36 protein-coding genes and 1 pseudogene are annotated in these 24,279 nt (G+C 55.5%); 14 read left to right on the forward strand and 23 right to left on the reverse strand.

Annotated features, from left to right (window positions below; all coding sequences use genetic code 11):
* The 18 genes from LPW36_RS03000 to LPW36_RS03085 form a co-directional block, all read right to left on the reverse strand.
* Positions 1–525 (reverse strand): phage major tail tube protein, encoded by a 525-nt coding sequence (locus LPW36_RS03000; RefSeq protein WP_162837902.1) that lies wholly within the window; start codon positions 523–525, stop codon positions 1–3.
* Positions 522–1,949 carry a phage tail sheath subtilisin-like domain-containing protein gene (locus tag LPW36_RS03005; protein WP_230608000.1) on the reverse strand — a complete coding sequence of 476 codons (1,428 nt, stop codon included), beginning with the start codon at positions 1,947–1,949 and terminating at the stop codon, positions 522–524. The genes LPW36_RS03000 and LPW36_RS03005 overlap by 4 nt, the downstream gene beginning before the upstream one ends.
* Positions 1,939–2,190 (reverse strand): hypothetical protein, encoded by a 252-nt coding sequence (locus LPW36_RS03010; protein ID WP_190322508.1) that lies wholly within the window; start codon positions 2,188–2,190, stop codon positions 1,939–1,941. Before LPW36_RS03010 ends, LPW36_RS03005 begins: the two co-directional genes overlap by 11 nt.
* Positions 2,190–2,654, reverse strand: a complete 465-nt coding sequence (locus tag LPW36_RS03015) for a Gp37 family protein (RefSeq protein WP_230608001.1) — start codon at positions 2,652–2,654, stop codon at positions 2,190–2,192. The genes LPW36_RS03010 and LPW36_RS03015 overlap by 1 nt, the downstream gene beginning before the upstream one ends.
* Positions 2,654–3,100, reverse strand: a complete 447-nt coding sequence (locus LPW36_RS03020) for a gp436 family protein (protein ID WP_039271488.1) — start codon at positions 3,098–3,100, stop codon at positions 2,654–2,656. The genes LPW36_RS03015 and LPW36_RS03020 overlap by 1 nt, the downstream gene beginning before the upstream one ends.
* Before the next feature lies 1 nt (position 3,101).
* Entirely contained in the window at positions 3,102–3,458 is a 357-nt protein-coding gene (locus LPW36_RS03025; protein WP_023214049.1) for a DUF2190 family protein, read from the reverse strand.
* A gap of 10 nt (positions 3,459–3,468) precedes the next feature.
* Entirely contained in the window at positions 3,469–4,422 is a 954-nt protein-coding gene (locus LPW36_RS03030) for a hypothetical protein (protein ID WP_230608002.1), read from the reverse strand.
* A 13-nt stretch (positions 4,423–4,435) separates the two neighbouring features.
* On the reverse strand, positions 4,436–5,533 hold the full coding sequence (locus LPW36_RS03035; RefSeq protein ID WP_230608003.1) for a peptidase: 1,098 nt from the start codon (positions 5,531–5,533) through the stop codon (positions 4,436–4,438).
* A 214-nt stretch (positions 5,534–5,747) separates the two neighbouring features.
* Positions 5,748–6,206, reverse strand: coding sequence for a phage virion morphogenesis protein (locus LPW36_RS03040; protein ID WP_150148930.1), 459 nt, complete (start codon positions 6,204–6,206; stop codon positions 5,748–5,750).
* A 2-nt stretch (positions 6,207–6,208) separates the two neighbouring features.
* Positions 6,209–7,030: a phage head morphogenesis protein gene (locus LPW36_RS03045; protein WP_230608004.1), complete on the reverse strand. Its 822-nt coding sequence runs from the start codon at positions 7,028–7,030 to the stop codon at positions 6,209–6,211.
* Positions 7,011–8,507, reverse strand: coding sequence for a DUF935 domain-containing protein (locus tag LPW36_RS03050; RefSeq protein WP_230608005.1), 1,497 nt, complete (start codon positions 8,505–8,507; stop codon positions 7,011–7,013). The genes LPW36_RS03045 and LPW36_RS03050 overlap by 20 nt, the downstream gene beginning before the upstream one ends.
* Complete coding sequence (locus tag LPW36_RS03055; protein ID WP_230608006.1) at positions 8,507–10,030, reverse strand: hypothetical protein; 1,524 nt, start codon at positions 10,028–10,030, stop codon at positions 8,507–8,509. Before LPW36_RS03055 ends, LPW36_RS03050 begins: the two co-directional genes overlap by 1 nt.
* Complete coding sequence (locus tag LPW36_RS03060) at positions 10,027–10,572, reverse strand: DUF3486 family protein (protein WP_230608031.1); 546 nt, start codon at positions 10,570–10,572, stop codon at positions 10,027–10,029. Before LPW36_RS03060 ends, LPW36_RS03055 begins: the two co-directional genes overlap by 4 nt.
* Complete coding sequence (locus LPW36_RS03065) at positions 10,572–10,883, reverse strand: hypothetical protein (RefSeq protein WP_006122433.1); 312 nt, start codon at positions 10,881–10,883, stop codon at positions 10,572–10,574. Before LPW36_RS03065 ends, LPW36_RS03060 begins: the two co-directional genes overlap by 1 nt.
* The gene (locus tag LPW36_RS03070; RefSeq protein WP_054181127.1) at positions 10,876–11,208 is read right to left on the reverse strand and encodes a hypothetical protein; all 333 of its coding nucleotides are present in this window, start codon (positions 11,206–11,208) and stop codon (positions 10,876–10,878) included. The genes LPW36_RS03065 and LPW36_RS03070 overlap by 8 nt, the downstream gene beginning before the upstream one ends.
* The gene (locus tag LPW36_RS03075) at positions 11,205–11,855 is read right to left on the reverse strand and encodes a hypothetical protein (RefSeq protein ID WP_230608007.1); all 651 of its coding nucleotides are present in this window, start codon (positions 11,853–11,855) and stop codon (positions 11,205–11,207) included. The genes LPW36_RS03070 and LPW36_RS03075 overlap by 4 nt, the downstream gene beginning before the upstream one ends.
* Positions 11,839–12,567, reverse strand: coding sequence for a transglycosylase SLT domain-containing protein (locus LPW36_RS03080; RefSeq protein ID WP_230608008.1), 729 nt, complete (start codon positions 12,565–12,567; stop codon positions 11,839–11,841). The genes LPW36_RS03075 and LPW36_RS03080 overlap by 17 nt, the downstream gene beginning before the upstream one ends.
* A 2-nt stretch (positions 12,568–12,569) precedes the next feature.
* The gene (locus LPW36_RS03085; protein ID WP_016191696.1) at positions 12,570–12,920 is read right to left on the reverse strand and encodes a putative holin; all 351 of its coding nucleotides are present in this window, start codon (positions 12,918–12,920) and stop codon (positions 12,570–12,572) included.
* Between the two features lie 247 nt (positions 12,921–13,167).
* Between LPW36_RS03085 and LPW36_RS03090 the strand changes: the two genes are divergently transcribed.
* Entirely contained in the window at positions 13,168–13,935 is a 768-nt protein-coding gene (locus LPW36_RS03090) for a DNA adenine methylase (protein ID WP_230608009.1), read from the forward strand.
* A 52-nt stretch (positions 13,936–13,987) separates the two neighbouring features.
* On the opposite strand, the gene LPW36_RS03095 is transcribed toward LPW36_RS03090, so the two are convergent.
* The 3 genes from LPW36_RS03095 to LPW36_RS03105 form a co-directional block, all read right to left on the reverse strand.
* A complete protein-coding gene (locus LPW36_RS03095; RefSeq protein WP_230608010.1) occupies positions 13,988–14,332 on the reverse strand; it encodes a hypothetical protein in 345 nt (114 codons plus the stop codon).
* A 52-nt stretch (positions 14,333–14,384) separates the two neighbouring features.
* On the reverse strand, positions 14,385–15,278 hold the full coding sequence (locus tag LPW36_RS03100) for a hypothetical protein (protein WP_230608011.1): 894 nt from the start codon (positions 15,276–15,278) through the stop codon (positions 14,385–14,387).
* A gap of 122 nt (positions 15,279–15,400) precedes the next feature.
* A complete protein-coding gene (locus tag LPW36_RS03105; RefSeq protein ID WP_230608012.1) occupies positions 15,401–15,811 on the reverse strand; it encodes a helix-turn-helix domain-containing protein in 411 nt (136 codons plus the stop codon).
* Positions 15,812–15,900: 89 nt separating this feature from the next.
* On the opposite strand from LPW36_RS03105, the gene LPW36_RS03110 reads away from it, so the two are divergent.
* The 13 genes from LPW36_RS03110 (at position 15,901) to LPW36_RS03165 (ending at position 23,565) form a co-directional block, all read left to right on the forward strand.
* Positions 15,901–16,125 carry a helix-turn-helix domain-containing protein gene (locus LPW36_RS03110; protein ID WP_032636378.1) on the forward strand — a complete coding sequence of 75 codons (225 nt, stop codon included), beginning with the start codon at positions 15,901–15,903 and terminating at the stop codon, positions 16,123–16,125.
* A complete protein-coding gene (locus LPW36_RS03115; RefSeq protein WP_020803508.1) occupies positions 16,122–16,427 on the forward strand; it encodes a helix-turn-helix domain-containing protein in 306 nt (101 codons plus the stop codon). Before LPW36_RS03110 ends, LPW36_RS03115 begins: the two co-directional genes overlap by 4 nt.
* Positions 16,428–16,436: 9 nt before the next feature.
* Positions 16,437–17,345 (forward strand): DUF3102 domain-containing protein, encoded by a 909-nt coding sequence (locus tag LPW36_RS03120; RefSeq protein WP_230608013.1) that lies wholly within the window; start codon positions 16,437–16,439, stop codon positions 17,343–17,345.
* 3 nt (positions 17,346–17,348) lie between these two features.
* A complete protein-coding gene (locus LPW36_RS03125; RefSeq protein WP_230608014.1) occupies positions 17,349–19,118 on the forward strand; it encodes an integrase catalytic domain-containing protein in 1,770 nt (589 codons plus the stop codon).
* Positions 19,119–19,128: 10 nt separating this feature from the next.
* Positions 19,129–20,295 (forward strand): ExeA family protein, encoded by a 1,167-nt coding sequence (locus tag LPW36_RS03130; RefSeq protein WP_230608015.1) that lies wholly within the window; start codon positions 19,129–19,131, stop codon positions 20,293–20,295.
* Between the two features lie 2 nt (positions 20,296–20,297).
* Positions 20,298–20,567: a hypothetical protein gene (locus tag LPW36_RS03135; RefSeq protein ID WP_230608016.1), complete on the forward strand. Its 270-nt coding sequence runs from the start codon at positions 20,298–20,300 to the stop codon at positions 20,565–20,567.
* Positions 20,568–20,584: 17 nt separating this feature from the next.
* The gene (locus tag LPW36_RS03140) at positions 20,585–21,196 is read left to right on the forward strand and encodes a DUF3164 family protein (RefSeq protein ID WP_230608017.1); all 612 of its coding nucleotides are present in this window, start codon (positions 20,585–20,587) and stop codon (positions 21,194–21,196) included.
* Positions 21,197–21,274: 78 nt separating this feature from the next.
* Positions 21,275–21,487, forward strand: coding sequence for a hypothetical protein (locus tag LPW36_RS17820; protein WP_338085958.1), 213 nt, complete (start codon positions 21,275–21,277; stop codon positions 21,485–21,487).
* Complete coding sequence (locus LPW36_RS17825; RefSeq protein WP_171847132.1) at positions 21,477–21,680, forward strand: hypothetical protein; 204 nt, start codon at positions 21,477–21,479, stop codon at positions 21,678–21,680. Before LPW36_RS17820 ends, LPW36_RS17825 begins: the two co-directional genes overlap by 11 nt.
* A gap of 182 nt (positions 21,681–21,862) precedes the next feature.
* Positions 21,863–22,549, forward strand: coding sequence for a DUF2786 domain-containing protein (locus LPW36_RS03150; RefSeq protein WP_408612869.1), 687 nt, complete (start codon positions 21,863–21,865; stop codon positions 22,547–22,549).
* A complete protein-coding gene (locus tag LPW36_RS03155) occupies positions 22,546–22,761 on the forward strand; it encodes a hypothetical protein (RefSeq protein ID WP_089438543.1) in 216 nt (71 codons plus the stop codon). Before LPW36_RS03150 ends, LPW36_RS03155 begins: the two co-directional genes overlap by 4 nt.
* The gene (locus LPW36_RS03160) at positions 22,751–23,179 is read left to right on the forward strand and encodes a gp16 family protein (RefSeq protein WP_230608019.1); all 429 of its coding nucleotides are present in this window, start codon (positions 22,751–22,753) and stop codon (positions 23,177–23,179) included. The genes LPW36_RS03155 and LPW36_RS03160 overlap by 11 nt, the downstream gene beginning before the upstream one ends.
* A complete protein-coding gene (locus LPW36_RS03165; protein WP_032639420.1) occupies positions 23,176–23,565 on the forward strand; it encodes a Mor transcription activator family protein in 390 nt (129 codons plus the stop codon). Before LPW36_RS03160 ends, LPW36_RS03165 begins: the two co-directional genes overlap by 4 nt.
* Before the next feature lie 163 nt (positions 23,566–23,728).
* Here LPW36_RS03165 and LPW36_RS03170 read toward each other — a convergent pair.
* Both LPW36_RS03170 and LPW36_RS03175 read right to left on the reverse strand, forming a co-directional pair.
* Positions 23,729–24,088: pseudogene (locus LPW36_RS03170) on the reverse strand (HlyD family secretion protein); the annotation flags it as partial.
* A gap of 80 nt (positions 24,089–24,168) precedes the next feature.
* On the reverse strand, positions 24,169–24,279 hold a 111-nt coding region (locus LPW36_RS03175; protein WP_230607651.1), incomplete at its 5' end, for an IS1 family transposase.

Genomic DNA, 24,279 nt, shown 5'->3' on the forward strand with positions numbered 1-24,279 from the left:
TCACCCTCCGATATTGATGCGGTAATCAGTCAACTGGTCAACGCCGCCGACGCGGAAGATGTTGGCCAGATAGTCCAGCTCCAGCAGTTCTTCACCATCCAGTACCTGTTTGATGTACGTGCAGGTGAAGCTACTGGAGAACTCGGCGTTCTCGTGCTGTTTGAACGTCCCCAGCGGGTTCTTCTTGAACATGATCGTCAGGAAGGTGACCAGCGGGATTTCGTCAATCAGCCCCTGCGAACTGTAGCGCTGGACGCTGGAACGGCACTGCAGCGCCAGCGACTTATACGGGTTCGCGGCAGACAGCATCGCGTCGCGGTAAAAGCTGTTCCACTTGATCTCGCCCTCAAGCTTGTCGAAGCCTGCCGGGAGTTCCACCTTGCCCACCATCCCCAGAGCCTTATGCTCCTGCATGGTCATGGAGACGTCAGGCAGTTTGACCTCCTCGGCCCGCCCCAGCAGGTTAGCGCCATCCAGGTAGATGTTGGCATTCGTGATGCGGTTGATCTCAATCTTTGCCATCAGCTATTCCCCTTCAGGGTTAACAGGTATTCCGAGGTGATCTCGGTCTCAAACGTCAGCCGCTCCAGCGGAGGCGGTGGCGTGTATTTGTAGATCAGCAACAGATGACCGGCGGCCAGCTCCGTCTCTTCATTACGGGCCGGATCAAACCAGCAACTGAAGCCCAGAAGCGCACCGTCGCCAATCAGCTTGCGACCGTAGGCGTTGACCGACTCCGTCAGCGCATCAATCAGCGCCTGGGTAATCGGCATGTCGATGTACTGCTGGCTGAAATAACGCAGGGACTCGTTGATCACATCACCGGTGCGGCGAACGTTCTCAAAGTTGCGCATATGGGTGACCGTTGGCCATGCTGCCATCCGGTTGCCCCACAGACGCAGGCCGCTGCCGTAGCTGCTGAAGACCGTAGTGATGCCCTGTTCGTTGAGCAGGTTCACCTCGCTCTGCGGGTCATCAATCATTGCCGACAGCTGGCGCTCCACGCCGGTGATACCCAGAATCTCCTGGTTGGAGGACGACCACCAGTAGCCCTTGTCCAGGTCGACTTTGGCACGCAGACCTGCAGCACGCTGGCTCAGCGGCTCCAGCCGTTCGCTGTTGGTGGCCGCGTCGTACACCTTGACGTGCGGGTAGCACAGACGGACGCGGTCGGAGCTGGTATTGAAGTTAATGGTGCCTTCCGGGCCACGCCCCGCCAGAGCCTGAGCAAAAGTGGTACCAATCGGCGCGTCGATGTAGGTAACCGCGCCCAGCTTCTCAGCCATGGCGATAAGCTCAACCGAGACGCTGTTCTGGGTACAGAATACCGGGGCAATCAGGATTTTGGCGAAGTAGCCAAACAGGTTGAAGCTATCATTAAGCAGCTTCATGCCGGTACGGTTGCCCGCCGCGTTAACGGCACCGATGATATCAGCCGGGGTGACTTTGGTCGGATCAGCATAGTTATAGCTGGCCTTCACCGTTGCATTTGCAGCAATGCTCTTACCGAGGTTGGTAATCACCCCGGTCTGTGCATCAAGCGAGTAGTCCTGACCTTCCACATAAGGCTGGCCATCGCTGTCCGGTTTCAGTACCAGCTGCGCAACCACCGGATTAGCCAGCTGTGCCTTGCCCGTCGCCTTGTCGAATGTTACGTCTTCATCGGCCACAGCGGTTTTATGCACAGCCGGTTCAAGCACGTTAATGACCAGAACGGTGCCTGCCCCGTGGTCGTAGATCGCATCCAGTGCCTGCGGAATGGTAAAGCCAGTGAGCTGGCTGCCAAACGCCGCTGCATCTTTCTCAGACAGACACTGCACCAGCGTATTGACGTCTCCCATTGGGGCAGTACCAATCAGGCCAATGACGGCGGATTTCACCGTTTTAACCGGGCGGGCACCGTTTTCCACCTCAATGGTTTCGACGCCATGCAGATAGTTAGCTGACATGGGAGTCCTCCGTTTTCACATCGCTGTCGCCGCCGCTCCTGCGCTTTTGTGGCTGCACAGCCGGTGTGCTGGCGGGTTTAGTCTCTTCAGATACCGGCGTCAGATGCTTCAGCGCCACCAGTACCTTCACATAGTCATGCTCCTCCGGCAGGGAAACATTCTTCCCCGGCCAGAGCAGGATTTCGGTTCCGTCCGACAGCGTGACGCCGCTGGCCGGGCCGGAATAGCGGTATTCTTTCATCACTCGCTTTCCTCATAGTTCACTTCGGTTAACAGCGGGCCGGACGGTAAATCGCTGTCTTCGATAAAGACGCTTTCGGTTGCGAAGTCGAGAGCGTACTGCCACAGCCCCTTGACCTCACCGATAAACACTTCACGAGTCAGCCCGATACGACGGCGGCAGTTCGGCGGGGTGTAGCCACCGAGGATGCGGCGGACTGCATCCAGAACGTCAATCGCACCTCTTTTACCGTTGAGCTGGCGGAAGACCACCGTGACGCAGAGCTGGATAGTCTGAGGCTGGATCACCGCACCAATATCATCGGGTTTTTCGAAGCGCGAACCGGCATAGCTCAGCAGCAACGCCCCGACAGGATGATTCAGACGGTATTCGGACGGCTTTTCCGGGAAGTACTCCACCTGCAGCTGGGGCAGCTTCTCGCGCAACCGGGCCAGCACAGCATCGAGGACGGGCAAAACGTTCATCAGTATTTCTCCAGTAAGCCGTCGCGCCCGCCAAAGGTGGGCCGGCGTGCCCGCGCCCGGATTTCACCGGACTCAGGTACGTCTTTTTGAGTGGACTGCAGCCCCAGCGTCAGCTTCCCGTCGCGGATAGCCTCAAGCTGACGCCGGGCCTCTTTGTTGTCGTCTTTGACGGTGTCAGGCAGATCACCTTCAGGACGACGGACATACAGGCGGTAACGCACCAGCGTGATGGCAATATCCCGCAGAACGGTAGGCACTTCTGCCAGCGGCAGGGTATAGCGACCACGAAGGTGCGCATCAATCAACTCCCCGGCGTAGCGAATACAGCTGTCCACAACCGTCACATTCACCGTGGCAGGGGTGTCGAAATCCACGACCTCGTTAGTGAGCTGAATCAGCGTTGACTCAGGCACTTGTTCCTGTAAATCCGCCAGGGTGCAGTACATGTCACACCCCGCGCAGGATGCGGATAACATCACCTTCGGCCAGTGCTTCATCCAGCGCAATCCCGGCTGAAATACCTGCCGGGGTGTCGCCTGATGCTGCTGTCTGGGGAACAGCGCAGGCATTCGCATCCGACTGGACGTTCAGCCCCCTGGCAATCGCGGCACCGGCCTCGACGGCAACGATACCCAGTACGTTGACCGGCGTTAAATCACCGGCTGCGGCATCCACCTCCGCCACGCCGAGCGCTACGGCCCCGGCCTGACAGGGCGCGTTATCGGCACCGACAAAGCGCTGTTGTGTCAGCGCCGCACTGGCCGTCACGGTAGTGGTCAGAATGACCTGCTGAGTTGTACCCATGACCGTCTCCTTATTTCACGATGTTGGTGACGAGATACCCGGCATCGCCACCGACCACGGCGACTTTGTAGATATCGGTATAACGGCAGTACTTCACCTTGCCGCCGACGCCATCATATTTGTCCGCCACCGGCATCCCTTTACGGCGCAGGGTGTAACCGAATGACGGCTCATTTTCGTCGGCGCTGTCAGTGCCCGGCTGGGGTTTGCCGACGTAATGCAGCATCAGGTTGTCGCCCCAGATATCGGTCGGGACTTTGTCCTTGTTTTGCGCATCTTTCATGGAGGCCATGGAGACCGGCTCGCCGATAACGACATCTTCCAGCTGGAAAAGGTCTTTCAGAATTTCGATGGTGATACGCTTGCGCTCGTTAGCACCAATCGCTGCCTGAATCGCCGGGTGGAACTTGAGTAGCGACATGACGCTGGCCCCCATGGTCATCAGGTTCGGACGCAGACCGGTAGCGTTACGTACCGCTTCAATCCCGCCCTCGATGATGCCAATCGGATCACCCTGGCCACCTGCCCAGCGTTCAGCCGCAGCCAGCGCTTTGACGTTAGCTGCACGGTAGACGTTTTTGTCCTGGGCCAGACGGGCCGCATATAGCTCGCGCTTGAGGTTGACGCCGCTGGTCACACGGCGAATGGCTTTGGCCTCTTCGTTGAACATCGACTCGGCCTGCTCGCGATAGTCCACCGGCGCGGCCAGATCGTGTTCGTTGAGAACCAGGTCCAGCTTGCCGTTTTTCTCGCGTACCAGAACGTTGCTGTCAGCCCCTACGGCACGCTCGGTGTCGTACTCCACAAAGGCGGATTTACCGAAAGTCGGAACGGTCACACCTTCCTTATCGGTCTGGACAATGGGGAAGATGCGCTCGCCGATGAACGCGGCATTTTTATAACCGCGAGCGATGCTGGTCAGCACCGGGTCAACAACGCGCTTACCCTTTAAATAGTCAGACATGTTCTCTCCTTAATTACAGGCAGCGGGAGACAGCAGCGTCGTAGCTGATGCCCTCTTTTTTCGACAGTTCCAGCGCTTTCTGATGCAGCGCCAGACGTTCCGGGTCGGCTTCAGCGAACTCTGCTGACGTCGTTTTGATATCCGTGTTCACGCGGTCTTTGGTCGCGTGCTCACTGAAATTCAGTACCGGGGCAGTGCCATCCAGCAGCGTCTTAAACGCCGTGGCCAGCGGGGTGCGGGTATCGCCCTCGGCGAACTCGACAGGCTTATCACCACCGGCTACCGCATCAAGAATGGCAACAACAACCGGTTTTGCTGCCGGGGTCAGGCGACCCGCGCCGACCAGCTTCTCGGCAAAGGAGACGTTGTCCGCGTGCAGTTTTTCCTGCCTGGTCTTCGCTTCCTGTTCCGCCCGCTGGGTGGCTTCCGCTTTCAGACGCGTATTTTCCGTCTGAAGCGCTTTGATTTCTTCATCAGTCATGGTGCTGTTCTCTTGTTGAGGGTTGGGATTGTGTTCACTGAAGTCCGGTTCAGACTTCCCGGTGTCGCGGTAAGCCTCTTCGCGCAGGGAGTCAACCTGCCATGAAGGAAGCACCTTGTCGGTCTCGTCCAGCCCGAACTGGGCGATCAGAAAATCGCGCAGACGCCCCCATAAAGAGGCATTGGTGATATCACTCCAGTCGGCAAACTCCACGACGCCTTCTTCTTTCTCACCAAACGACACCTGCTTCAGCCCCTTAATGGAAGGTGGCTGCGCCCCCAGAAAGCCGACATGACGCAGGTAAAGCGTGCCGGGCTTCGGATTGTTCGGTGAGTCAGGGAGATAGAACGAGGCGGAGACCTTCTTGAAGCGTCCGTTGCCCACCAGTTCGGCAAACTGCGGGTCGAGCTGGTCAGGTTCAGCCAACAGGTCAGCGCCGTTAAGCGACAGGGATTTCACCCAGCCCCACGCGGGGTCTTCCGTTTTGGGGTGGCCAATAACGAGTGGTGCTTCATGGACGGACGGGTCATAGGCTTTCACGCAGGCGGCAAGATCGCTTTGCGTGAACGGCAGTTTCGCGCCGTGCATATCGGTATGAGTACCGGCTTTAAAAATGTGAATGGCTGGCATTTTGCTGTCCCGCGTTACGTTGTCGGGGACAGTCTGTGGAAAAAGCATCAGCAGCGCTTTTAATCTGCTTTAGAAAAAATCGGGGGTATCAGTACGGGGAATGTCACGCTGCAGGCGAATAGTGGTGCGAAGCGGGGGCTGTAAAGCCTTTATAAAGGTAATACAGCCCCTCAGCGGCTGGCAATGATAAATCACCCGCCTGTAGAGACAAAACTCAGCGACGGGCCGCTGCTTCAAGATGGCGGACAATCGTATCGAGGATGGGGACAACCACATCAGGCTGCAGCTCTCCGTCACCCGTCATCGGCAGGAACGGACGGGCCGGAAGCTCAACAGATTCATTACGCCCCGTTTTACCCCCAAACTGGTGAACAGGCCCATAAACGACGTTAGTGCCGACCGCGGCCTGCCTGTCATCATGATCGGTTGATACTGACCCCATCAGACGCCCGGTCTTCTGCAGTGTTTGTCCGTCACGTTCGATTGCTGCCAGCGAGGGAGTCCATCCCGGACGGCCCTCATCAAGAAAGTTAAACTGCGTTTCCGCCAGCAGGGTTCCGGCGATTTTGCGCATCGCGGGTTCAAGGTCTGTCGCGGCCAGGTCCAGCGCACGGAGGCTCCGGCGCAGGGATTCATCGTTAATGGTGATATTGACCAGGTTATCAGAAGCCATCGTTATCCTCGCAGTTCCTGCTGTGCCAGCGGTTTAAGCGTGCCCTGATAGCGGACCAGATCAGGACGGTATGCCGCCCCCGGTGCGTATGACCAGCCAACATCGGTAGCCACCTTCGTGGTGCCGGTATTGAACGTGGCGACGTTCTGCATCTCGCCCGTTTTCTCTGACACCAGCTTCAGCTCCCAGCCCATGGCTGCGCCAGAGCCGGACACCTTCAGTCCACGGGCACGCACATCCGCCGCGCTCAGGGCAATCACGCCACAACGGCAGCGCCAGCCATTCGGCGGATAGAACGCCTGCCAGAACGGGTCATCATAGCGCAGCACCAGACCATGCAGGGCCAGATGGCTCTTGCGGGTATGGCTGTCGTTGATGCCGGTATACATCCAGTAGGGCCTGTCGTCGACGTTCTCCATCTGTTCGGCCCATCGCCCGGCGCTGTAGAGCGCGGACATATTGGTACGAAAGATGGTATCGAGCCGCCACGGGCTGCCCTGCTGGATGGTGACCGGCTCACCCGTTACCGGGTCGGTGGTATCGCGTGGCCCCCACCATCCCTTGCGCTGCAGCTCCGGCTCCAGCTCCTGCCGGAACCAGCGGTCAGTCTTACCTTCATCCAGCGCCTGCTGCAGGGCTCTTCGAATATCTTCCAGGATATCAAGGCGGGTCACTTTGGCGACGGTAAAGGCGCGGGCATGGGCATCCTGCCACATCTCCTCCCAGTCCCACGTGAAGCTGTACCCTTTGGACTTCAGGTAACTGATAGCCCGTTTGGGGGGCAACGTCATGCAGTACGCCAGTTCAGCCGTTGTCACGCTCATGCAGACGCCCCCAGACAGTTGCAACAAACATAATCCGTGCCAGCCGTTCCTGCAGGTCATCCGCGTTCATCTGCGGGTACAGCTCGGCCAGTTCGCCCAGCAGCTCAGACGGATTGACGCCATCTTCAACCCGCTTAATCAGAGGAGCCAGTACGGGTTCCAGCGTGCCATTTAACGCGCCTCCGTTCATCAGAATATCCAGCGCGTCGTCCAGGGCCTGCTGTGCCTGAATATCGCCATCAATAGCTTCGGCAAATGACAGCGGCAGCATGTTCTTCTGGCGTTCTGACGGTGGTGTCTCGTCAATATCGCCGTCCTGCAGCTGGTACTCACGCTTGAAGTATTGCGGGGTGAAGACCACACCGGCGCGGCTGAGTTTCTCGTCGCGGGTTGCCTGGGTATCGTCGACCCTTCCCTGTTCCCACATCTTCCAGACGGGGCTGGCCACATCGCCAAAGTTCATTGATACCGCCATCCTGATGGCCTGATTCACCGCGCTTTCCACGATATCAGCGTCAGCGTCACGGATATCATCGGTAACCTCCAGTCCGGCCTGCGCGGAGGCGCGGGTACTGTTGGCCTCGGTGGTCTGGTTCTGCCCCAGCAGGGCGATGGAGATTTCACTGCGGGCAAGCGTTATCAGGTTCTGATAAATATCGCTGCTGTCGGCCTTGCCTGCGGCCTCCTTAATTTCAATGGAGGAATCGTCAGGGATAGCGGCCACCGCGTCTTCCACCATTGCCTCCATGGAATCCAGCAGCAGGTCAATCTCGCCCTGTGCCGTACCGCGCGGATGCTTGCCGATAACCCACGGTGAGCCGTATTTCTCGGCAAAGCGCACCCAGAACTTCATGCCGCCTTTTTTGAAGGTCACGGGCCAGAAGCACATCGACAGGTCAGGGAAGCCATACGGGTTATCGTAGGTCGCGTCCTGACGCGGTACCACGAACTTGTTCAGCGGTACCGGCTCGCCTTCCAGCCCGGCGTCCTTGGCGCGAAAGCGCAGCAGGTTGTCGTTGTCGTACTGGAACCATTCCGGCGGTTTACCCACGATATCAGCGATGGCCCAGGATTTAACAGAGCGTCCCCACATGACCTCACAGGGCTGATACCCGTAGAGAACGGCGTCGGTCATCTCGCCGATGATGCGGGACAAATCTAGATCGTCGAGCATATCCCTAATGAAGCTGAATACCCGCGCCGGGGCATGACCCCGCTCAAGACCACGCTCCAGCGACTTGACCGCCGCCTTACGCCTGCGGATGCAGCCGCCGACCAGCGGATCGGTACGCAGCTCGCGATAGATGCGGATATCCCGGCCCTGAGATTTCAGAATGGGGTCAGGGTTAGGCAGGTACATCCCCAGCCCGAAGAAGTCGATGGAGCGGCTGCGCGAGGCGATCTGCTCCGTCAGCGTTTTATTGGGTTCGGCAAATTTGACGAACTCACTGGGTGAAACCCAGAGTCCACGGGCCATCAGTAATCCTCCAGCATACGGGCCGCCTGACGGCGACGGCGTGAGCTTGCCTTCACCGGCCCTTTGTTAATTTCACGGCTGGCAAAGTACGCCAGCGCCAGCGCGATAGCTGAATCCCCGTGACGTTTGCCATTATCCGTCTTCGCTTTTGAGCGCTGTTCCGGCACGCGGGGAACGCCGTTTACCACCTGAACGGCCCGCAGGTCATCCAGCGTGTCTTCATCCTTCGGCAAATCAACCAGATTGCCGTCTTCCAGCGCAGCTTTGACCGGCGGCATATGCTCGCGATACCAGCCCTCGGTGGGCATGACCTGCTTAACCCGGCTGGAGCCATAGCGCTGCATGGCGTATTCGGCGAGGTAGGAGCCGTTACCACGGGCATCGAGCGCCGCACCCATCAGATTTGGCAGGCCGTCCATCAGGTACCACGCGATTTGCTCCTGCTGTTTGAACGGCACGTTGCGCAGCTCCATCACAAACGGCACGCGGCGTACCAGGTTTTTCTCCTGCAGCAGGGGATAGTCCACCGACAGGTCACCGCTGCGGCCAAAGTCACGCCCCAGGAAAGAGCGTGCATCTGCAGGCAGTGCCTCCAGTTGCGGTTTCAGATGCGTATCCAGCCAGTCCTGCGTCTCGCCCCAGCGAACATCATCGGGCTTCAGCTCATAACCCTCCGGGCAGGTCAGGCGTAACACCGGCGTATCAGCCGACATGCGTGACTCAATCAGTGCGCGGGACAGCCAGGCTCCGCCGCCGTTAGCCGGGATACAGTCAAGCTCCTCCGATGCGCCAGCACCGTAGAATTTGTATACCGACGCCATCCATGCATCTTCCGCCTCCTGCGACCATGCCTTCCCGGTGCGCAGACAGACACGGTGAAAGAGTCCCTCTGCCACCGCCTCTTTGAACGGGATTCGCTGCACGCTGCCGCCCTGACGCCCGGCCCGGATATCGCCGATAAGCGTATTGAACGGGTTGTCGTCGCCGTCATGGGTGGAGATAACACGAACCTTGCCGCCCCAGATAAGCATCGCCAGCGCCGCCTTCAGCAGCTCGTCCAGTTGCTCATGGAACGCCGCTTCGTCGATAACAATGATGCCCTGACGACCACGCAGGTTAGACGGACGGCTGGAGAGCGCGACAACGCGGAAGCCGGAGTCAGGGAATTTGATGGTGTAGGTCTTGATGTGCTTGTCATCTTCCTCCTCTTCCCAGAAGCCTTCCTCGATTTCACTGGCGGCATAGTTGAACATGCGCGCCCACATCGCACAGGCCTGGATATATTCGACGGTCATGTCCTGGTTGTAGGCGATGTAATAGACGTTCATGCCTCCGGCTGTCACCGCTGATGCTGCCGTCAGAACGTTATCGGATGCCTCGGCCCAGGTGATACCGGTACGGCGGCTCTTCTCGATAATCTTGAGCGGGGAGTTATCAGCCACCCAGCGCTGCTGATAGGGCATCAGTACAACGGGTACGTCGGAATCTGAGGTGTCAGGTACAACTGGCGGTAACGGATTCACGATGCGATCCCCAGGATTTCACGGCGTATTGCCTGTGCCGCTTCATGTGACAGACCGCCCTTACGGGCAATTTTCTCGGCATTGCTGGCCGCCAGCTGCGCTCTGGAGCGGACTTCAGTCTGAAACTTTTTCAGGTTGACCGAGGCGCGGGACAGCGTGGCCACGTTCTTCGCCACCTTCGACAGCAGCGCCACGCGCTCTTTGGGATCGACTTCGCCTTCCTCCGTTTCCTGCAGCTGGACGATGCTCTCGAACAGCTCGGTCTGAATCAGGGCAATCACCGCCTCCGAACGCGCGTCCTGATCGTCGGCTGCGCCCTCGGTCAGCATGCGGGCCGCTTCGGTGGCTGCACGGATGGCACCATAACGGCGCTCAATCTTCTGGCCATAGCGATGGATAGCCGATTTGCTGATGACATACCCCCGATCGCGCAACAGGGTCTCCAGCTCGGTATATCCGCTGAAGCCGGATTCGTTAAGCGCCCGCTCAAGCCAGCGACGCACATCTTCCGGCAGCTTTTCTATCGTGCTGCGTCTGGCCATCATTCACTCCAGTACTTTTCCGGGCGGGCGATGCCGGGGCCGCATTCCACGGTGTATTCCACCAGATCAACGCCGAGGCGGGTCAGGTCAGCGAACCAGTCGCCGGAGGGCTTTTTCTCCAGATCAACCATCTTGCGGTCAGCCAGATAATCCAGCTCACGGCGCAGCTCCAGCGGCGTGGTGTCCGGGTAGATGGCGCGGGACACGTCCAGCAGCAGCGTCTCGCTGGCGGTGTACGGGCGGGTTTTGTTCAGAGCAACCAGCAGGCTCCAGCGCAGGGATTCCCGGCGCACGCGGGCGATATCAACCATTGTGACCTCCTGTATGACGGTACTGCTGTACCACTTCCAGTTTGTTGTAGAGTGCGTCCAGCTTGGCCTCGATAACCGTCTGGCCACGGATGTAGTCCTCGCGGCGAACATAGTTCAGCGGCAAATCCGCCTTAAACCGCATAAATTCTTTTTCCAGCTCGCCCCAGTTGGAGGCGGACTGCTGCAGCGACTGCTCAAGTGAGGCGAACCGCGCAGCCTGGCGCTCCTCCGCTTTACTGAACAGCCACTTGGCCATACCACCGACAAAGCTCATGAAGGTGATGAGGAAGCCCACCACCGTCCAGAATTCAACCTGCAACGTCATTTCTGTAATCCTTCCCGTTCGTCCAGCAGCCCGTTTATCTGGCTGCGCCAGATGCGGCATTGCTTCGCGTTGTCGATGATGTTGGCGAGGACGTCACGCTGGGAGACGCCTGAGTCGCGTAGCCAGGCGTCAGCGGCTTCAGGTTGCCCGGACGCTGTGCCAGTGCCGGTGCCAGCGGCGGCAGTTGTGTCTGAATGGCCGCTGCCGACGGATGCGTTGTCATATCCAAGTGCGGCGTTGTACTGACGCACGAAACCGCGAGTAAACACGCACTCAATGGGATGGCTCTTGCCTTTTTCATCAATCCAGCGCTGTGTGACATCGTTAATTTTCCCCTGTAGTTGTTTGTTCTGGCTCTCAAGTTGGGCTATCTGCTCAAGGTAGCCAGCCTCGGCCTGTTGCCCGGTGGCAACCTGCGCCTGATAACGCTTTGCCCAGTCACGGAGCACAGCGTTCTCAAGCGCCGTTTGTTCGGTTTTGTATGTATCAAACGCTGACTGCAGCCGACTGAGCGCTGCGTCACCGTCACGTTTTGCGTCTTCAGCGCCATCGTGGTAGCCCCAGCGGTTCAGCCCGTAAAGAACAGCCACCAGAGCAAGTGCGAGCAGCATGCCGCGCCACGGTAGTCTTTTAACCAGGTTCCACACAGCTGCTGCCTCCCCATGTGAGATAGCGCGGTGCCAGTTCCCGCAGAATGCGCTGCGGGTAGTGGCGGTTCTCACGCCAGCTGGCGGCGCTGCGTCCGGCATTGACCGTGGCGACATGACCAAACCAGCGGGCGCTGTCCAGCCCTTTCTGCGATGCCAGCCGTTTGTCACGCTGCACCCAGCCCAGACCGCCGTTGTACCCCGACAGGGCCATGGCCATCCGCTCACAGTTGTTGGCGGCGCTTACTCGCTCCCATAGCCAGCGGTCATAGCTGACCAGCGCCCGGATAGCCCATGCAGGATTGAACGGCTCGCGGCTCTTAAGCCCCGGCATTAGCTGGCTTATCCAGTCGGCAGTGGCGGGCATAAACTGCGCCAGTCCCTGAGCACCAACCGGTGAGACCGCATCAGGTCGCCAGCCACTTTCCTGATGCAGCTGCGCGGCAAAATCGGCCACCGGCGCAGACATCCCCCATTCAAGCCGGGCATTACGGATCACATCGTCGCGATACTGCAGCGCGGTCTGTGGCGGCTGGGCTGCGCGGGCCTGACTGAAGAAGCCGCCACACCAGAGCAGCCAGGCAATAACTAGGTTGCCAGCGAGCTGCCACCAGAAGCTGTATTTATCGTTGCGTGGCTCGCCATGCTTAATGGCGGTTACGCCCAGCCCAAAGGCAAGCAGGATGATGAGGGTGATTTGAGGCCAGTTCATGATTACAGCCCCGTCGCTACGGCCAGACAGACTGCGGCAACAATCAGCGCACGGCGGATTAGCGCAGCGGAAAAGACCAGGTGAAGGCCAGTCTGGACGGGGAAGCGACCATCAGCCATCAGCCTGTCATCATGCTTCAGGTACTGACCGGGGCGGGCTTTGGGGAAAAGCGAACGGTCAAGCCAGTAGCCCAATACTGCCGCCAGCGTGATGAGTGACAGCTTGTAGACAACCACCGGCAGCTGCTGGGGCGATACAAGACCGATGGTGCCGAGCAGCAGCACTGAGGTCAGCAGCCAGCCGCTAAGACGGGGCTTTTTAACAGGGGGGATGAATTTTTTCAGGTTTTTCATGAGCGTCTCCTTGTGTAGTGGAGACAGCATCACAAATGGTCGGGGAAAGGGATTTTAAACAGCGTTAATAGTGAGGATGCGGACGTGAACCGCATGATGGCTTTGAAAGAACGACCAGCCCGGTGCGGTAACACCAGGCTGGTCATCAACCCACAGGTATGCACTGTGAGCCGACCAGGGTTCAGTCAGTCTCGCGAGACCAGACTAGCCTGCCATATTTTCATTGATTGCAAAAGGCTTACGGATAATGAAAGAACAATCTTTACCCATCGTCCCATGGATTGGTGGTAAACGTCGTCTGGCGAAGCATATTTTACCGTTGTTTCCGGCCCATACCTGCTATGTGGAGCCGTTCTGCGGGGCAGCTGCGCTCTATTTTCTAAAGACTCCCAGCAAGACCGAAGTCATTAACGATATCAACGGGGAACTGGTGAACCTCTATCGGGTGGTCAAGCATCATCTGGAAGAATTTATTCGCCAGTTTAAATGGGCGCTGGTCAGCCGTCAGATATACAAGTGGCTGCAGGATACGCCGGAAGAAACGCTCACTGACATTCAGCGGGCGGCCCGGTTCTACTACCTACAGAAACAGGCGTTTGGCGGTAAGGTCGCCGATCACACGTTCGGGACCTCTACAACCAGTGCGCCGCGCTTCAATCTCCTGCGTATTGAGGAAGAACTGTCGATGGCACACCTGCGCCTGTCCAGAACGCTGATAGAACATCTGGACTGGCACCAGTGCATAGAGAGATATGATCGCCCGCATACGCTGTTCTACTGTGACCCGCCATACTGGGGAACAGAGGGCTATGGCGTGGAGTTCGGGCTGGAAAACTATGACCACATGGCAGATTTGGCGCACAGGATCAAAGGGAAGATGATTATATCGGTGAACGATATCCCGGAAATGTGGCAGGTTTTTAAGGGTCTGAACATTCACAGTGTGGAGATCAACTACAGTCTTGCAGGAAAGGGAACACCACGGCGCGAACTTATTGTGAGTAATTTAGAGTAGGCTCAGAAGGAGGCAAGTCGTCTCGCATAACAATGCACCCGATGGTGCATTGTTATGATATCACTTTGATAATGTTGAATAATCGCCTACCTGTTTGTAATAAACACAACATAGACATGACAACAAGCCCGATGAGAATAGCGGCTACAATCTCTTGATGTCTACTTTGCAGCATCAGCCCAATCAAACATGTCAGCACCAACACTAGCAGAACCAAGCAAGTATCGAATGCATCAGTCATCAGGCGCCTGTAATGCCCGGTTTTTTGCATGTTTTTAAGTAACGGTTTATCAAGCAATGATGCGAGTAGTGCAATTGCTGTAATGATAAAACCTAACAACGTTGCAAAGACACTGGACAATGTGGTCATGAAGTTTGGGATTGCGGCTACTGGCATGTGGGGCAACTTGAACCAGTAGAGAAAACCAATCCCACATCCAATCAACAACCTAAGCAATAGGGCCGAGTTCATCTTCTCCAATATATGCATTGATACTCTCCCGGTTTTCAGCATACGCAGTATCGATTAGACGGTACATGGTTTCGGCTGGAGGGAAACGAGCGTCAGTAACCACCGATTGATAGGACGAAATACGCTCGGCGATCAAATCCACAGGATGGACAACACCATCAGCATCGAACACATCAATTACTGCCTTTTTCGCCCCAAACTCGACTAACTCTTGCATAGCAAATTTTATATTCTGCTTAAGCTTACCGTCACTATCGCCACGGCGAGTATTAATCCCCATTACAATTTGCATTGTATCTGCCCCTGCATCACCAAGCAGTTGTAGTGTTTTTTGGCTGAAATCAGTATCAGGGTAAAGCTCAGGGTTACGGGGGCGAGGAATCGTCAACTGAATTTTTTTCATTCTGACATCTCCCCTCATAAGCCTAGCAATTGCATCTTTTTCCAGCAAAGGTGCGGGCTTAACCTTTGAACCAAAGATAGTTGAAAGAAATGCACTAAAACGGCTTATGCCACAAGCCATATGGTTATAGTGCCAACCTACAACATTGATTCGGGGGTAGAATACAAAGAAATTTCGCTCAATGATCCCTTCATCCTTGGCAAGTGGAATGGGGGTAGACTGCTTTCCTGGTGCACCTTTATCCGGGATGTTCGAGTTGCGAAATTTCCTCAACTCTCCGCTAAAAGAACCATCTGCGCGTTTTTTCAACCCCCAAATTTCTCTGGTAAAACCCTCATGGTTTGAAGAGGAAGGTGTCTGTTTATCAACTACAGACTGAAAAGCATCTCCGAGATCTGCCAGCTGTTCTGTGGCCTTAAACGATAGCTGATGAAACTCAATACGATAATTTCTTACATCACCACTCATACGATTAATCCTTAATGCGGAAAGTTCAAATGGTTAGCGCAAACAGCAAATCCTACTGTTTAAACCAGCACGCATAACGAAGAGGGTTGATAACCTTGTCAATTGTTCCCCTTAGGAACACATTAACCCACATTTTTTAACCGCTCAATCGTTGCGGATAATTCCTTCAGTTGTTTTTCCATCTCAATTACACGCTGTTTTTCTTCAGCGCCTCGCATGAGATCTCGCCGAACCTCAGGATCTAACTGGTTCAGAAGTTCAAGCATTTTAAGGTCCGCTTGACTGAAGCTTTCAGTTGCTGGTTCAACATTCGATACCTCTTCTTCTCCCTTACCTGTGAGTAACCAGTCAAGAGAGACCCCTTTCTCTTCAGCAATGTTTATGCAAATTGAATAAGGTACAGAGTCTCGCTTTCTCCAACTAGCTAAAGTCTGTCTGTTAACGTTTAGCGCTCGAGCCAGCTCACTGTCGCTATCAACGTTAAACAGTGACATGAGTCGCAGGAGCACTGCATCAACGGACTTTTTATTCATTTCAAATAAATCCCACTTGAGTTATTTATATTGAATAAGTGCACTTAATCATATTGAGTACATCATAACCCAATAGGAACACGGTGCATATGAACAAACAACAAGTTCGGGCACGGCTGGTTGAACGGGGCAGCAGCCTGCGCCAGTTCGCGCTTAACGCGGGCTATGAGCCACGAACAGTCACTCAGGCGGTAAGCCGCTGGGCTGGCAAAAATGAACTTCCTCGCGGACGTCTGACCTATCGCATTCTGCGCGATTTGTCAGTCGTGATCGGCAAAGAAGTTACACCAGGCATTCTTCAGGAGGCGTCATGAGCAAAGCAAATGTATCCAGTTCCGGGTCCCGCATTTTACGCGTTCTTAAAGCATTACGCGGCCACGCTCTGAACGGTGTTTCTAACGGTGAACTGGCATCGGCTCTGGGTGAGTCCCCAGCGAATATCAATCGGGCACTCAATACCCTTATCGAAGAGGGACTGGCCCTGAAACTGGATAACGGGCGTTTTGCCCCTGGAGTCCAGCTCTTACAAATCGCCATGGCGCACAGTACCGAAATGGCGCGGGCGCAGGATCGTATTAATGAAATCAACCAGCGTGTTATGGCTGGTAGTCGCTAAGGAGTTGAAATGGGACGCACAAAATCACAACCAGTTGAACTGATGGAAGATGCGCCGGTAAGTGATGGCCTCAACGTTAGTCTTAATGCCATGACCGAACATCGCCTCGAAATTATGCAGCAATTTGGTGACGGACTGCCATATGAGCGAGATCGTATCGTTCATGAGACTCGCTTCTACATGGCACAGAGTGCCGAGGCCATGCTGGAAGCGGGTAAACGACTGGTTATTCTCAAAGAGAATGAGCCTCATGGTGACTTCATCGACATCGTTGAGTCTCAGTTATCCCTCTCCAAACGTACAGCACAGGTGATGATGCAGGCATCACTCAAATACTTGTCTCCAAAGCTTGAACCAAAAGCGCAAGCGCTTGCGCTTTTGGGGAAAACAAAGCTGTTTGAGTTGATGACGGAAGATGATGAAGACCTCGTCGAATTAGCCGATGGCGGCACGATTGCTGGTATGAGTCTTGACGATATCGATCGCATGACAAGCCGCGAACTGAAGGCTGCCCTACGCGAAGCCCGCGAAACCAACGCAGCACAACAGCGCGTGCTCGCCGACAAAAACGAAAAAATCGACTCTCTCTCCACCAAACTGGAGAAGAAATCCCGTATCCAGCCACCCAAGCCTGACGAAGAGGTGAAGAAACTGCGCGCGGAAGTGACGGCATTAGCGGTTGAGGCGGAATCTGCCATCGCCGTTCGACTGTCCAGCGCCTTTGAGACCCTGTGCGCATACTGTGCTGAAAACATGATTGATACCCCCAGAGACTTTATGGCCGGTCTGATCTGCCAGCTGGAAAGCACCGCGCGTAGCCTGCGCTCCACATTTGACCTGCCGGATGAGCCGACAGGTAACGCCGCCCCTTCATGGCTGACTGAACCGACGCCACAGATTAACGGGCAGGAGGCATAACTGATGAGTGCCGCCCTGACTGAACGACTGGTTTATGTTGCCCGCGCGGCACGTGACGCGGGGCATGGTAAGCGTGGTGCGATATATGACACCGCCTGCGCTGAACTGGGCATGTCCCGCGCCACCCTGCTGCGCAAGCTGAAGGAGGTATCAGTGACTGACAAACGTAAAAAACGCGCCGATGCCGGGCGCAGCGCCCTGAGCCGCGACGAAGCCGCGCTGATATCTGCAACGCTGCGCGAGGCCACCCGTAAGAACGGCAAGCGCCTGTATTCCATCGCGGATGCGGTGGAGACCCTGCGGTCAAACGGCTTTATCACTGCAGGCAGAACGGACGAGGCCACAGGCGAGTTTTTCCCGCTGTCCGAGGACACCATCAGTCGTGCCCTGCGTAACTATGGCCTGCACCCGGAACAGCTTGACGCCCCGGCCCCGTCGTCCGAGATGGCCAGCCTTCATCCCAATCACGTCTGGGAGATTGATGCCTCGCTTTGTACGCTTTACTACCTGAGCAACGGTCATAAAGGGCTGCAGGTGATGGACAGCGCGAAGTTCTACAAGAACAAGCCCGCCAACATCGCCCGTATCACCAGTGACCGCGTGTGGAGTTATGAGATTACCGACCATACGAGCGGCTGGATTTACGTTGAGTACGTGATGGGCGCGGAATCCGGTGAGAACCTTTGTTCTGTTCTCATCAACGCCATGCAGGAGCGCGGCGGCGCGGACGTGCTGCACGGCGTGCCGAAAATACTCTACCTCGACCCTGGTTCGGCGAACACCGCTGGCATGACGAAGAACATGTGCCGCTCGCTGGGCATCGACCTGGTAGCGCACAAGCCGCATAACGCCCGCGCCACCGGGCAGGTGGAAAAGGCGCGTGACATTATCGAGCGCAAGCTGGAGCCGGGTCTGAAGTTCCAGCCGGTTCACAGTCTGGAAGAGCTGAACGCGCTGGCCGTGAAATGGCGCAGCCACTTTAACGCCACGGCAGTTCATAGCCGCCATGGTAAAACCCGCACCGATATCTGGCTGAAAATCAACGCGGAGCAGCTGAAGAAAGCACCCTCCGTTGAAGTATGCCGCGAACTGGCGGTTGCCGCGCCGGAAAGTCGTAAGGTCACATCGAAACTGCGTGTGCCGTTCCGGGGCACTGAGTTTGATGTATCAACGGTACCGGGCGTACTGGTCGGCGAAAAACTGTTGATTACCCGTAACCCATGGCGCAGCGATGTGGCGCAGGTGGTACTGACAGGCGAGGACGGCAACGAGACGTTCTTCCTGGTTGAAGAGGTCAGAAAGAACGAGTTCGGCTTTGCCGAGAGCGCAGCGGTATTTGGCGAAAGCTACAAAGCCCTGCCAGAGACTCCGGCGCAGACGGCGGCAAAAGAAATCGAAGAGCTGGTTACCGGCACGGATAACGCCGCCGATGCAGCTGCTGCACGCAAGGCGAAGGCGCTGCCGTTCGGCGGGCGACTTGACCCGTACAAACATATCGACGACACCACGCTTCCGGCCTATATGCCGAAGCGCGGTCAGGCTTCAGACGTACGCGGGCCGCGTATTGAGCATCGTCCGCTGACCCATGTGGAGGCCGCGAAAGCCCTGCGCGAGAAGTTCAGCGCTAACGGCCATACCTGGACGCCGGAACATTACCGCCAGTTAGCGGCACAGTACCCTGATGGTGTACCGGAAGTGGCACTGGATGAAGTGATGGTCACCCTGACTACCCCGGTACGCAACAGCGTTATCAGCATCGTTAACGGCAACTGAGGAGGAAAACATGCTGGTACTGAAACAACAACTTAAAGAGGCCCGCATCCCGCAGGCGGTGGCGGCAAGAGCCGTTGCCGTCTCCGAGGCCACGCTGGCCCAGATTGTGAACCATAACGAGTGGCCCCGCACCAGCCCGGAAGAAGTGCGCCAGCGTCTGGCAACTTATCTGGCAAGTCAGGGGATTGATACAGCGAAGAGTTTTGATGCTGCACAGGGCGCTGCCACGCCCCGTACAGCGGGTACTACCGATAAAACCAACCTCAGTGAGGAAGAGAATATGTTACTCAAAAAGCAGGTGTTATTTCCAGCCACCAAAAAAGCGTTTGGCCTTTTCCGTGACCCGTTCGCCGATGAAGCCATGCAGGGCGCGGATGATGTGTTCACCACGCCGGATATCCGCTACGTGCGTGAGGCGCTGTTCCAGACCGCCCGCCACGGTGGTTTTCTGGCGGTAATCGGTGAGTCCGGCGCGGGTAAATCCACGCTGCGCCGCGACCTGATTGAGCGCGTCAACCGCGAGAACGCACCGGTGATTGTTATCGAGCCATACATCATCGCCATGGAAGACAACGACGTGAAGGGCAAAACCCTGAAGGCCGCTGCGATCGCCGAGGCCATCATCAGCACCATCGCGCCGCTGGAGAGTATCAAACGCAGCCAGGACGCCCGCTTCCGCCAGTTGCACCGCGTTCTGAAGGACAGCAGCCAGGCGGGTTTCAGCCACGTTCTGGTGATTGAGGAGGTCCACAGTCTGCCCATCCCGACGCTGAAGCACCTCAAACGCTTCTTCGAACTGGAGTCCGGCTTCAAAAGACTGCTGTCCATCGTGCTGATTGGCCAGCCTGAACTGGCGGACAAACTGTCCGAACGCAACATGGAAGTCCGTGAGGTCGTCCAGCGCTGCGAAGTGGTTGAACTGCTGCCGCTGGACAACAGCCTCGAAGAGTTTCTGGCGTTCAAGCTGCAACGTGCCGGTAAGCAGCTGGCCGACATCATGGACGCCAGCGCAGTTGAGGCCATCCGCGCCCGCCTGAGTAATCTGGGCAGCAACCGTAAAAGCATGGTCAGCCTGCTGTATCCGCTGGCCGTCAGTAACCTGGTGATAGCTGCCATGAATCTGGCTGCTGAAATCGGGGTTCCGCAGGTCAACGCCGACGTCGTTAAAGGGGTTTAACCATGAAATCCATCACCGATATCAACCAGCAGATGAACAAAGTTCAGTCCTCCATTATGGCGCTTAACGCCATGAATACCACCGTGCAGAGCGTCATGATTGCGGGCAGTAAGCCGGTTATCCGTATCACCCGTAACGGTCACTGTGCCCGCCTGCTGGAGGAGGGAAAAGCAAGTTATACCCATGTTGGTCATGACGGCTCAGGGCGTTTCCGTCAGGGCGTCTTTGAACTGCATGGCTGCCGTATTACCTGGTCAGAGTCATTACATTAACCATAAGGTGAACAGAGATGAGCGAAGTAAATAAAGAAGACTACATGAAAGATCGCAAGGGGCGTCTGGTGCCGGTTGAACAGGTGTCTGACTATGACCTTGCAATGGATTCCTTTGTCCGGGAACAGGTTGCCGCCGCGAAGCTTAAACGCGACGAACTCAGCGACTTTAAGCGTCGTGCCTTTGACGAGTGCTATGCCTGGCTTGACCTTGTGGCTGAGAAGTATGGCAGAACACGCGGCGGTGCCAAAGGCAACGTAACCTTCAGCAGCTTCGATGGCGGTCAGCAGATCACCATCCGCGTGCAGGAAACCCTGACCTTCGGGCCAGAGCTGCAGATTGCCAAAGACCTGATAGACGAGTGCGTCACCGAGTGGTCGGAAGGCGCGAACGCGAACCTGCGGGCCATCATCAGCGATGCTTTTCAGGTGGACAAAGAGGGCCAGCTTAATACCGGACGTATTCTTTCCCTGCGCCGCGTCAAGATTCAGGACGAACGCTGGAACCGGGCTATGGAGGCCATATCGGAATCACTGCAGGTGGCAATGTCCAAAACCTATATTAATTTCCGGGAGAAAGATAAACACGGGAAGCTAATTAATATTCCGTTAGATATCGCTGCCATTTAATTTTAATTCACTTTCTTTTTATTTCGGCGTCAGCGCCGTGGGCTTCTGCACGCCGAAAACAGCGTTGAGGAATAAATCATGTCCATCAAATGTTCCAACTGTAAGAAAGGTATCACCACCCTGAAGTTCAGCGACGCCAGCGTTATTACCTCTGGCAAATACCATGTGCCAGCCGTCCTCATCACGCTGGTATGCCCTCACTGCAGTCAGCACTACTACACGGAAGTCCCGGCAATGGAATTCATCCCCTGTGAAATGAAGCAACGACAGGGGGCATCCGATGGAAATTAATCCGGCAGCGACGACTTGTTTACAACGAATAAAGACTTTGAATGCTGATAACCAGCGCTCAGTCAGGGTTAATCTCGGTGTACTTAAAGCGGCTCGCAGTGAAATCCTGGCCCATGTTGCGATAAACGGAAAAGGCGTCATGACCGATATGGTGCTCCATGCGTTAGACCACGCGATTAAGGAGGGCCGGTAATCATGTGGGTACTTATTTTGTGGATGTTCACATCAGGTACTGAAGGCGAAGGCCTTGTCATAACATCTCCGGAATTTACTACTGAGAGTGCCTGCAGGGCAGCATTCCAGGAAGTTAAACGCGTCAATGCCGGTGAAATTTATCTTCGCGGTGTATGCACACCAAAGGACTAAATCATGCCAATGACTGATAAAGAGAAAGTGCTGGAAAAGTTAAAAAAACTTCTGGCGCTGTCAAAATCTGATAATCCCCATGAAGCCTCACTGGCACTGCAGCGTGTTCAGAAACTGATGCAGGCATACGGCATTACCCGTGACGATATCGCGCTCAGTGATATAGACGAAAGCATTAGCAACTACTGGGCTGCAGGCAGCGTTAATCCACCACGTTACATGCTGGGTCTGCTGGGCATCATCCAGGCTGCCTTTGGGGTGGAATCTATTATTCATTCAGGTCATAAACCCAGCGTTGGGTTTTACGGTAATAAAGACCGCGTTGAGCTGGCGTCTTATACCTGGGATGTTCTCGCCCGACAGCTTATTACGGCGCGAAAAAACCACATCGGGCAGCAGAATAAAAGAATCAAAAGCACGACAAAGACCAGCCGTGGCGACAAATTTGCCGAAGGCTGGGTACTGGCTGTGCGTAGTGAAGTGCAATTGTTTGCTATGACCCGTGAGGAACGGGAGCTGGCTCAACTCTGGCTCGAACAGAAATACCCGGATTCAGGCACAACTACGGGCCGTGAAGCTGGAAAATCACGTGACGCGGATATGTCGCGCCATATCGGTTACAGAGAAGGGGAAAACGTCCGCCTGCATCAGCCTGTCAGCGGGCATGAGCAGCGGAAGCTGGGGAGTGGCTTATGATGGCTGAATATATTGTATGCGCCCTGTTCTGGTACTGCCTCGTGGGGTGGTGTAATGCTGAGCTGCACCGCCATTCAGGTTTTTGTTCAAGATACAGCGGTGCTAAATACTGGATTAGCTGGACGGTAATGCTCCTTTGCTGGCCTGTAGCCCTTCCTTTATATGTTGACTATGTCAGGGGAAAATCAAAAGGTGAAGTTGATGATGACTAAACAGCGCCTCATTCAACTTATTCATATTGCCCGCAGCGACCTCCAGATGGATGAGGATACCTACCGCCAGATGCTGCAGGGGCTAACCGGCAAAGCCTCAACCAAAGGGATGGATACCACACAGCTAAACTGCGTGCTGGAATCCATGAAAAAGAAAGGCTTTCGCGTTAAACCTGCCGGGAAAGCCAGGTCCGGTTTACCGTTGGATAGCCATCCCCAGTCAAAGAAAATCCGTGCACTATGGCTTGAAATGGCCGCGGAAGGTGTCGTCCGTGATAGTTCAGAGCAGGCGCTGGCGCTATGGGTTAAACGGGAAACGGGCATCAGCGCGTTACGCTGGCTCAGCAATGAGCAGGCAAGTAGCGTTATTGAGAAACTGAAGAAGTGGCAGCGCAGGGCTGCGGGGGTGAAGCAATGAGCGACCTGAATCAGTTTCGTAGTAAAGGGCCGGAACTGTTGGTGGAACTGGCACAGCACACCTCTGAGACCGTCCGCGAGATTATTGATATCGAACCCGCGGTTGCCGACCAGATTGGTCAGGCCGTCGCGAACCGCATGATGCAGGTCTGGGGCGGGCAAAACGTCTATTTCCCGATGGGTATGGTCTGGAAGGTCAGCCAGCGCGACCGTGAAATCTTCCTGGAGTTTGACGGGCGCAACCATCACGAACTGGCCCGTAAATTTGGTGTTTCGCTACAGTGGGTTTACAGCGTGGTGAAGCGGGTCAGAAAAGAAGAACTGGATCGGATGCAGGGCAAACTGTTTGATGGTGAACCCGATGCCGATACGGGGAGAAAGGAGTAATATCTGCAATCAGACTGGTGCGAGTTCTGTTTTTTTTCGGGCCGGTCTGATTTTCACATACTGTAAGGTTATTGCATATCCCATCCAGTCTCTTCCCATGTTGACCCAGTTCTTCCCATAATTATCTCACTTATTCCCTGTCATTTATCTCAAGTCTAATCATCTGATAGACAGATTCGGCCTGTGCCAGTGACGCTTTCAAATTGCGGATACTCTCTTCCCGGGTTCCGTGCATTGACTCTTCAAGACGGGCCTTTGCCTGATCTCTGGCGGCTTCCAGTGATTTAACCTGAGCATCCAGTTCCGGGCTATCCAGTTTCATTAATAGCTGACCGGCTTTAACGTCGTCACCGCGTTCAAAATAACGTTCGACCACACGACCTTTGGCCTTCGAGGTGACTAATACCTCCGGAGCATCTACTTCCCCCTGAAGCAGGATAAATTGGTTATGTGCGCGGAATAATATCGCCAACGCAATAACAACAATTATAAACATCAGGGTAATAATTGATTGTTTCTTCATATTAAATATATCGTGTAGTCATCATTATTTAAAAATGGGTTAACGCCGGGCATCACAAAAAATAGGGTCGTGACGCAGATTTAGTGGTAATGATTGATCGTCAGATACCATCCGATGATCTTATCGTGCATTTCTTCTGACTTTGAGAAGCAGATAGTCTTGCGGGTCAACCGTTTAAGATGGGTTCGCAA

This window comes from Limnobaculum eriocheiris (genome assembly GCF_021010575.1).
GTDB classification, from domain to species: domain Bacteria; phylum Pseudomonadota; class Gammaproteobacteria; order Enterobacterales; family Enterobacteriaceae; genus Limnobaculum; species Limnobaculum eriocheiris.

Excerpts from the sequence above, each read along its gene's own strand:
- LPW36_RS03115 (WP_020803508.1), top strand. The coding sequence starts at position 16,122 with ATGAGCAAAGCAAATGTATCCAGTTCCGGGTCCCGCATTTTACGCGTT.
- LPW36_RS17825 (WP_171847132.1), top strand. The coding sequence starts at position 21,477 with ATGGAAATTAATCCGGCAGCGACGACTTGTTTACAACGAATAAAGACT.
- LPW36_RS17820 (WP_338085958.1), top strand. The coding sequence starts at position 21,275 with ATGTCCATCAAATGTTCCAACTGTAAGAAAGGTATCACCACCCTGAAG.
- LPW36_RS03155 (WP_089438543.1), top strand. The coding sequence starts at position 22,546 with ATGATGGCTGAATATATTGTATGCGCCCTGTTCTGGTACTGCCTCGTG.
- LPW36_RS03045 (WP_230608004.1), bottom strand. The coding sequence starts at position 7,030 with ATGAGCGTGACAACGGCTGAACTGGCGTACTGCATGACGTTGCCCCCC.
- LPW36_RS03080 (WP_230608008.1), bottom strand. The coding sequence starts at position 12,567 with ATGAACTGGCCTCAAATCACCCTCATCATCCTGCTTGCCTTTGGGCTG.
- LPW36_RS03025 (WP_023214049.1), bottom strand. The coding sequence starts at position 3,458 with ATGGGTACAACTCAGCAGGTCATTCTGACCACTACCGTGACGGCCAGT.
- LPW36_RS03110 (WP_032636378.1), top strand. The coding sequence starts at position 15,901 with ATGAACAAACAACAAGTTCGGGCACGGCTGGTTGAACGGGGCAGCAGC.
- LPW36_RS03140 (WP_230608017.1), top strand. The coding sequence starts at position 20,585 with ATGAGCGAAGTAAATAAAGAAGACTACATGAAAGATCGCAAGGGGCGT.
- LPW36_RS03010 (WP_190322508.1), bottom strand. The coding sequence starts at position 2,190 with ATGAAAGAATACCGCTATTCCGGCCCGGCCAGCGGCGTCACGCTGTCG.
- LPW36_RS03090 (WP_230608009.1), top strand. The coding sequence starts at position 13,168 with ATGAAAGAACAATCTTTACCCATCGTCCCATGGATTGGTGGTAAACGT.
- LPW36_RS03135 (WP_230608016.1), top strand. The coding sequence starts at position 20,298 with ATGAAATCCATCACCGATATCAACCAGCAGATGAACAAAGTTCAGTCC.
- LPW36_RS03065 (WP_006122433.1), bottom strand. The coding sequence starts at position 10,883 with ATGGTTGATATCGCCCGCGTGCGCCGGGAATCCCTGCGCTGGAGCCTG.
- LPW36_RS03030 (WP_230608002.1), bottom strand. The coding sequence starts at position 4,422 with ATGTCTGACTATTTAAAGGGTAAGCGCGTTGTTGACCCGGTGCTGACC.
- LPW36_RS03130 (WP_230608015.1), top strand. The coding sequence starts at position 19,129 with ATGCTGGTACTGAAACAACAACTTAAAGAGGCCCGCATCCCGCAGGCG.
- LPW36_RS03105 (WP_230608012.1), bottom strand. The coding sequence starts at position 15,811 with ATGAATAAAAAGTCCGTTGATGCAGTGCTCCTGCGACTCATGTCACTG.
- LPW36_RS03040 (WP_150148930.1), bottom strand. The coding sequence starts at position 6,206 with ATGGCTTCTGATAACCTGGTCAATATCACCATTAACGATGAATCCCTG.
- LPW36_RS03095 (WP_230608010.1), bottom strand. The coding sequence starts at position 14,332 with ATGCCAGTAGCCGCAATCCCAAACTTCATGACCACATTGTCCAGTGTC.
- LPW36_RS03160 (WP_230608019.1), top strand. The coding sequence starts at position 22,751 with ATGATGACTAAACAGCGCCTCATTCAACTTATTCATATTGCCCGCAGC.
- LPW36_RS03120 (WP_230608013.1), top strand. The coding sequence starts at position 16,437 with ATGGGACGCACAAAATCACAACCAGTTGAACTGATGGAAGATGCGCCG.
- LPW36_RS03060 (WP_230608031.1), bottom strand. The coding sequence starts at position 10,572 with ATGGCCAGACGCAGCACGATAGAAAAGCTGCCGGAAGATGTGCGTCGC.
- LPW36_RS03100 (WP_230608011.1), bottom strand. The coding sequence starts at position 15,278 with ATGAGTGGTGATGTAAGAAATTATCGTATTGAGTTTCATCAGCTATCG.
- LPW36_RS03125 (WP_230608014.1), top strand. The coding sequence starts at position 17,349 with ATGAGTGCCGCCCTGACTGAACGACTGGTTTATGTTGCCCGCGCGGCA.
- LPW36_RS03150 (WP_408612869.1), top strand. The coding sequence starts at position 21,863 with ATGACTGATAAAGAGAAAGTGCTGGAAAAGTTAAAAAAACTTCTGGCG.
- LPW36_RS03165 (WP_032639420.1), top strand. The coding sequence starts at position 23,176 with ATGAGCGACCTGAATCAGTTTCGTAGTAAAGGGCCGGAACTGTTGGTG.
- LPW36_RS03070 (WP_054181127.1), bottom strand. The coding sequence starts at position 11,208 with ATGACGTTGCAGGTTGAATTCTGGACGGTGGTGGGCTTCCTCATCACC.
- LPW36_RS03015 (WP_230608001.1), bottom strand. The coding sequence starts at position 2,654 with ATGAACGTTTTGCCCGTCCTCGATGCTGTGCTGGCCCGGTTGCGCGAG.
- LPW36_RS03005 (WP_230608000.1), bottom strand. The coding sequence starts at position 1,949 with ATGTCAGCTAACTATCTGCATGGCGTCGAAACCATTGAGGTGGAAAAC.
- LPW36_RS03020 (WP_039271488.1), bottom strand. The coding sequence starts at position 3,100 with ATGTACTGCACCCTGGCGGATTTACAGGAACAAGTGCCTGAGTCAACG.
- LPW36_RS03035 (WP_230608003.1), bottom strand. The coding sequence starts at position 5,533 with ATGCCAGCCATTCACATTTTTAAAGCCGGTACTCATACCGATATGCAC.
- LPW36_RS03085 (WP_016191696.1), bottom strand. The coding sequence starts at position 12,920 with ATGAAAAACCTGAAAAAATTCATCCCCCCTGTTAAAAAGCCCCGTCTT.
- LPW36_RS03050 (WP_230608005.1), bottom strand. The coding sequence starts at position 8,507 with ATGGCCCGTGGACTCTGGGTTTCACCCAGTGAGTTCGTCAAATTTGCC.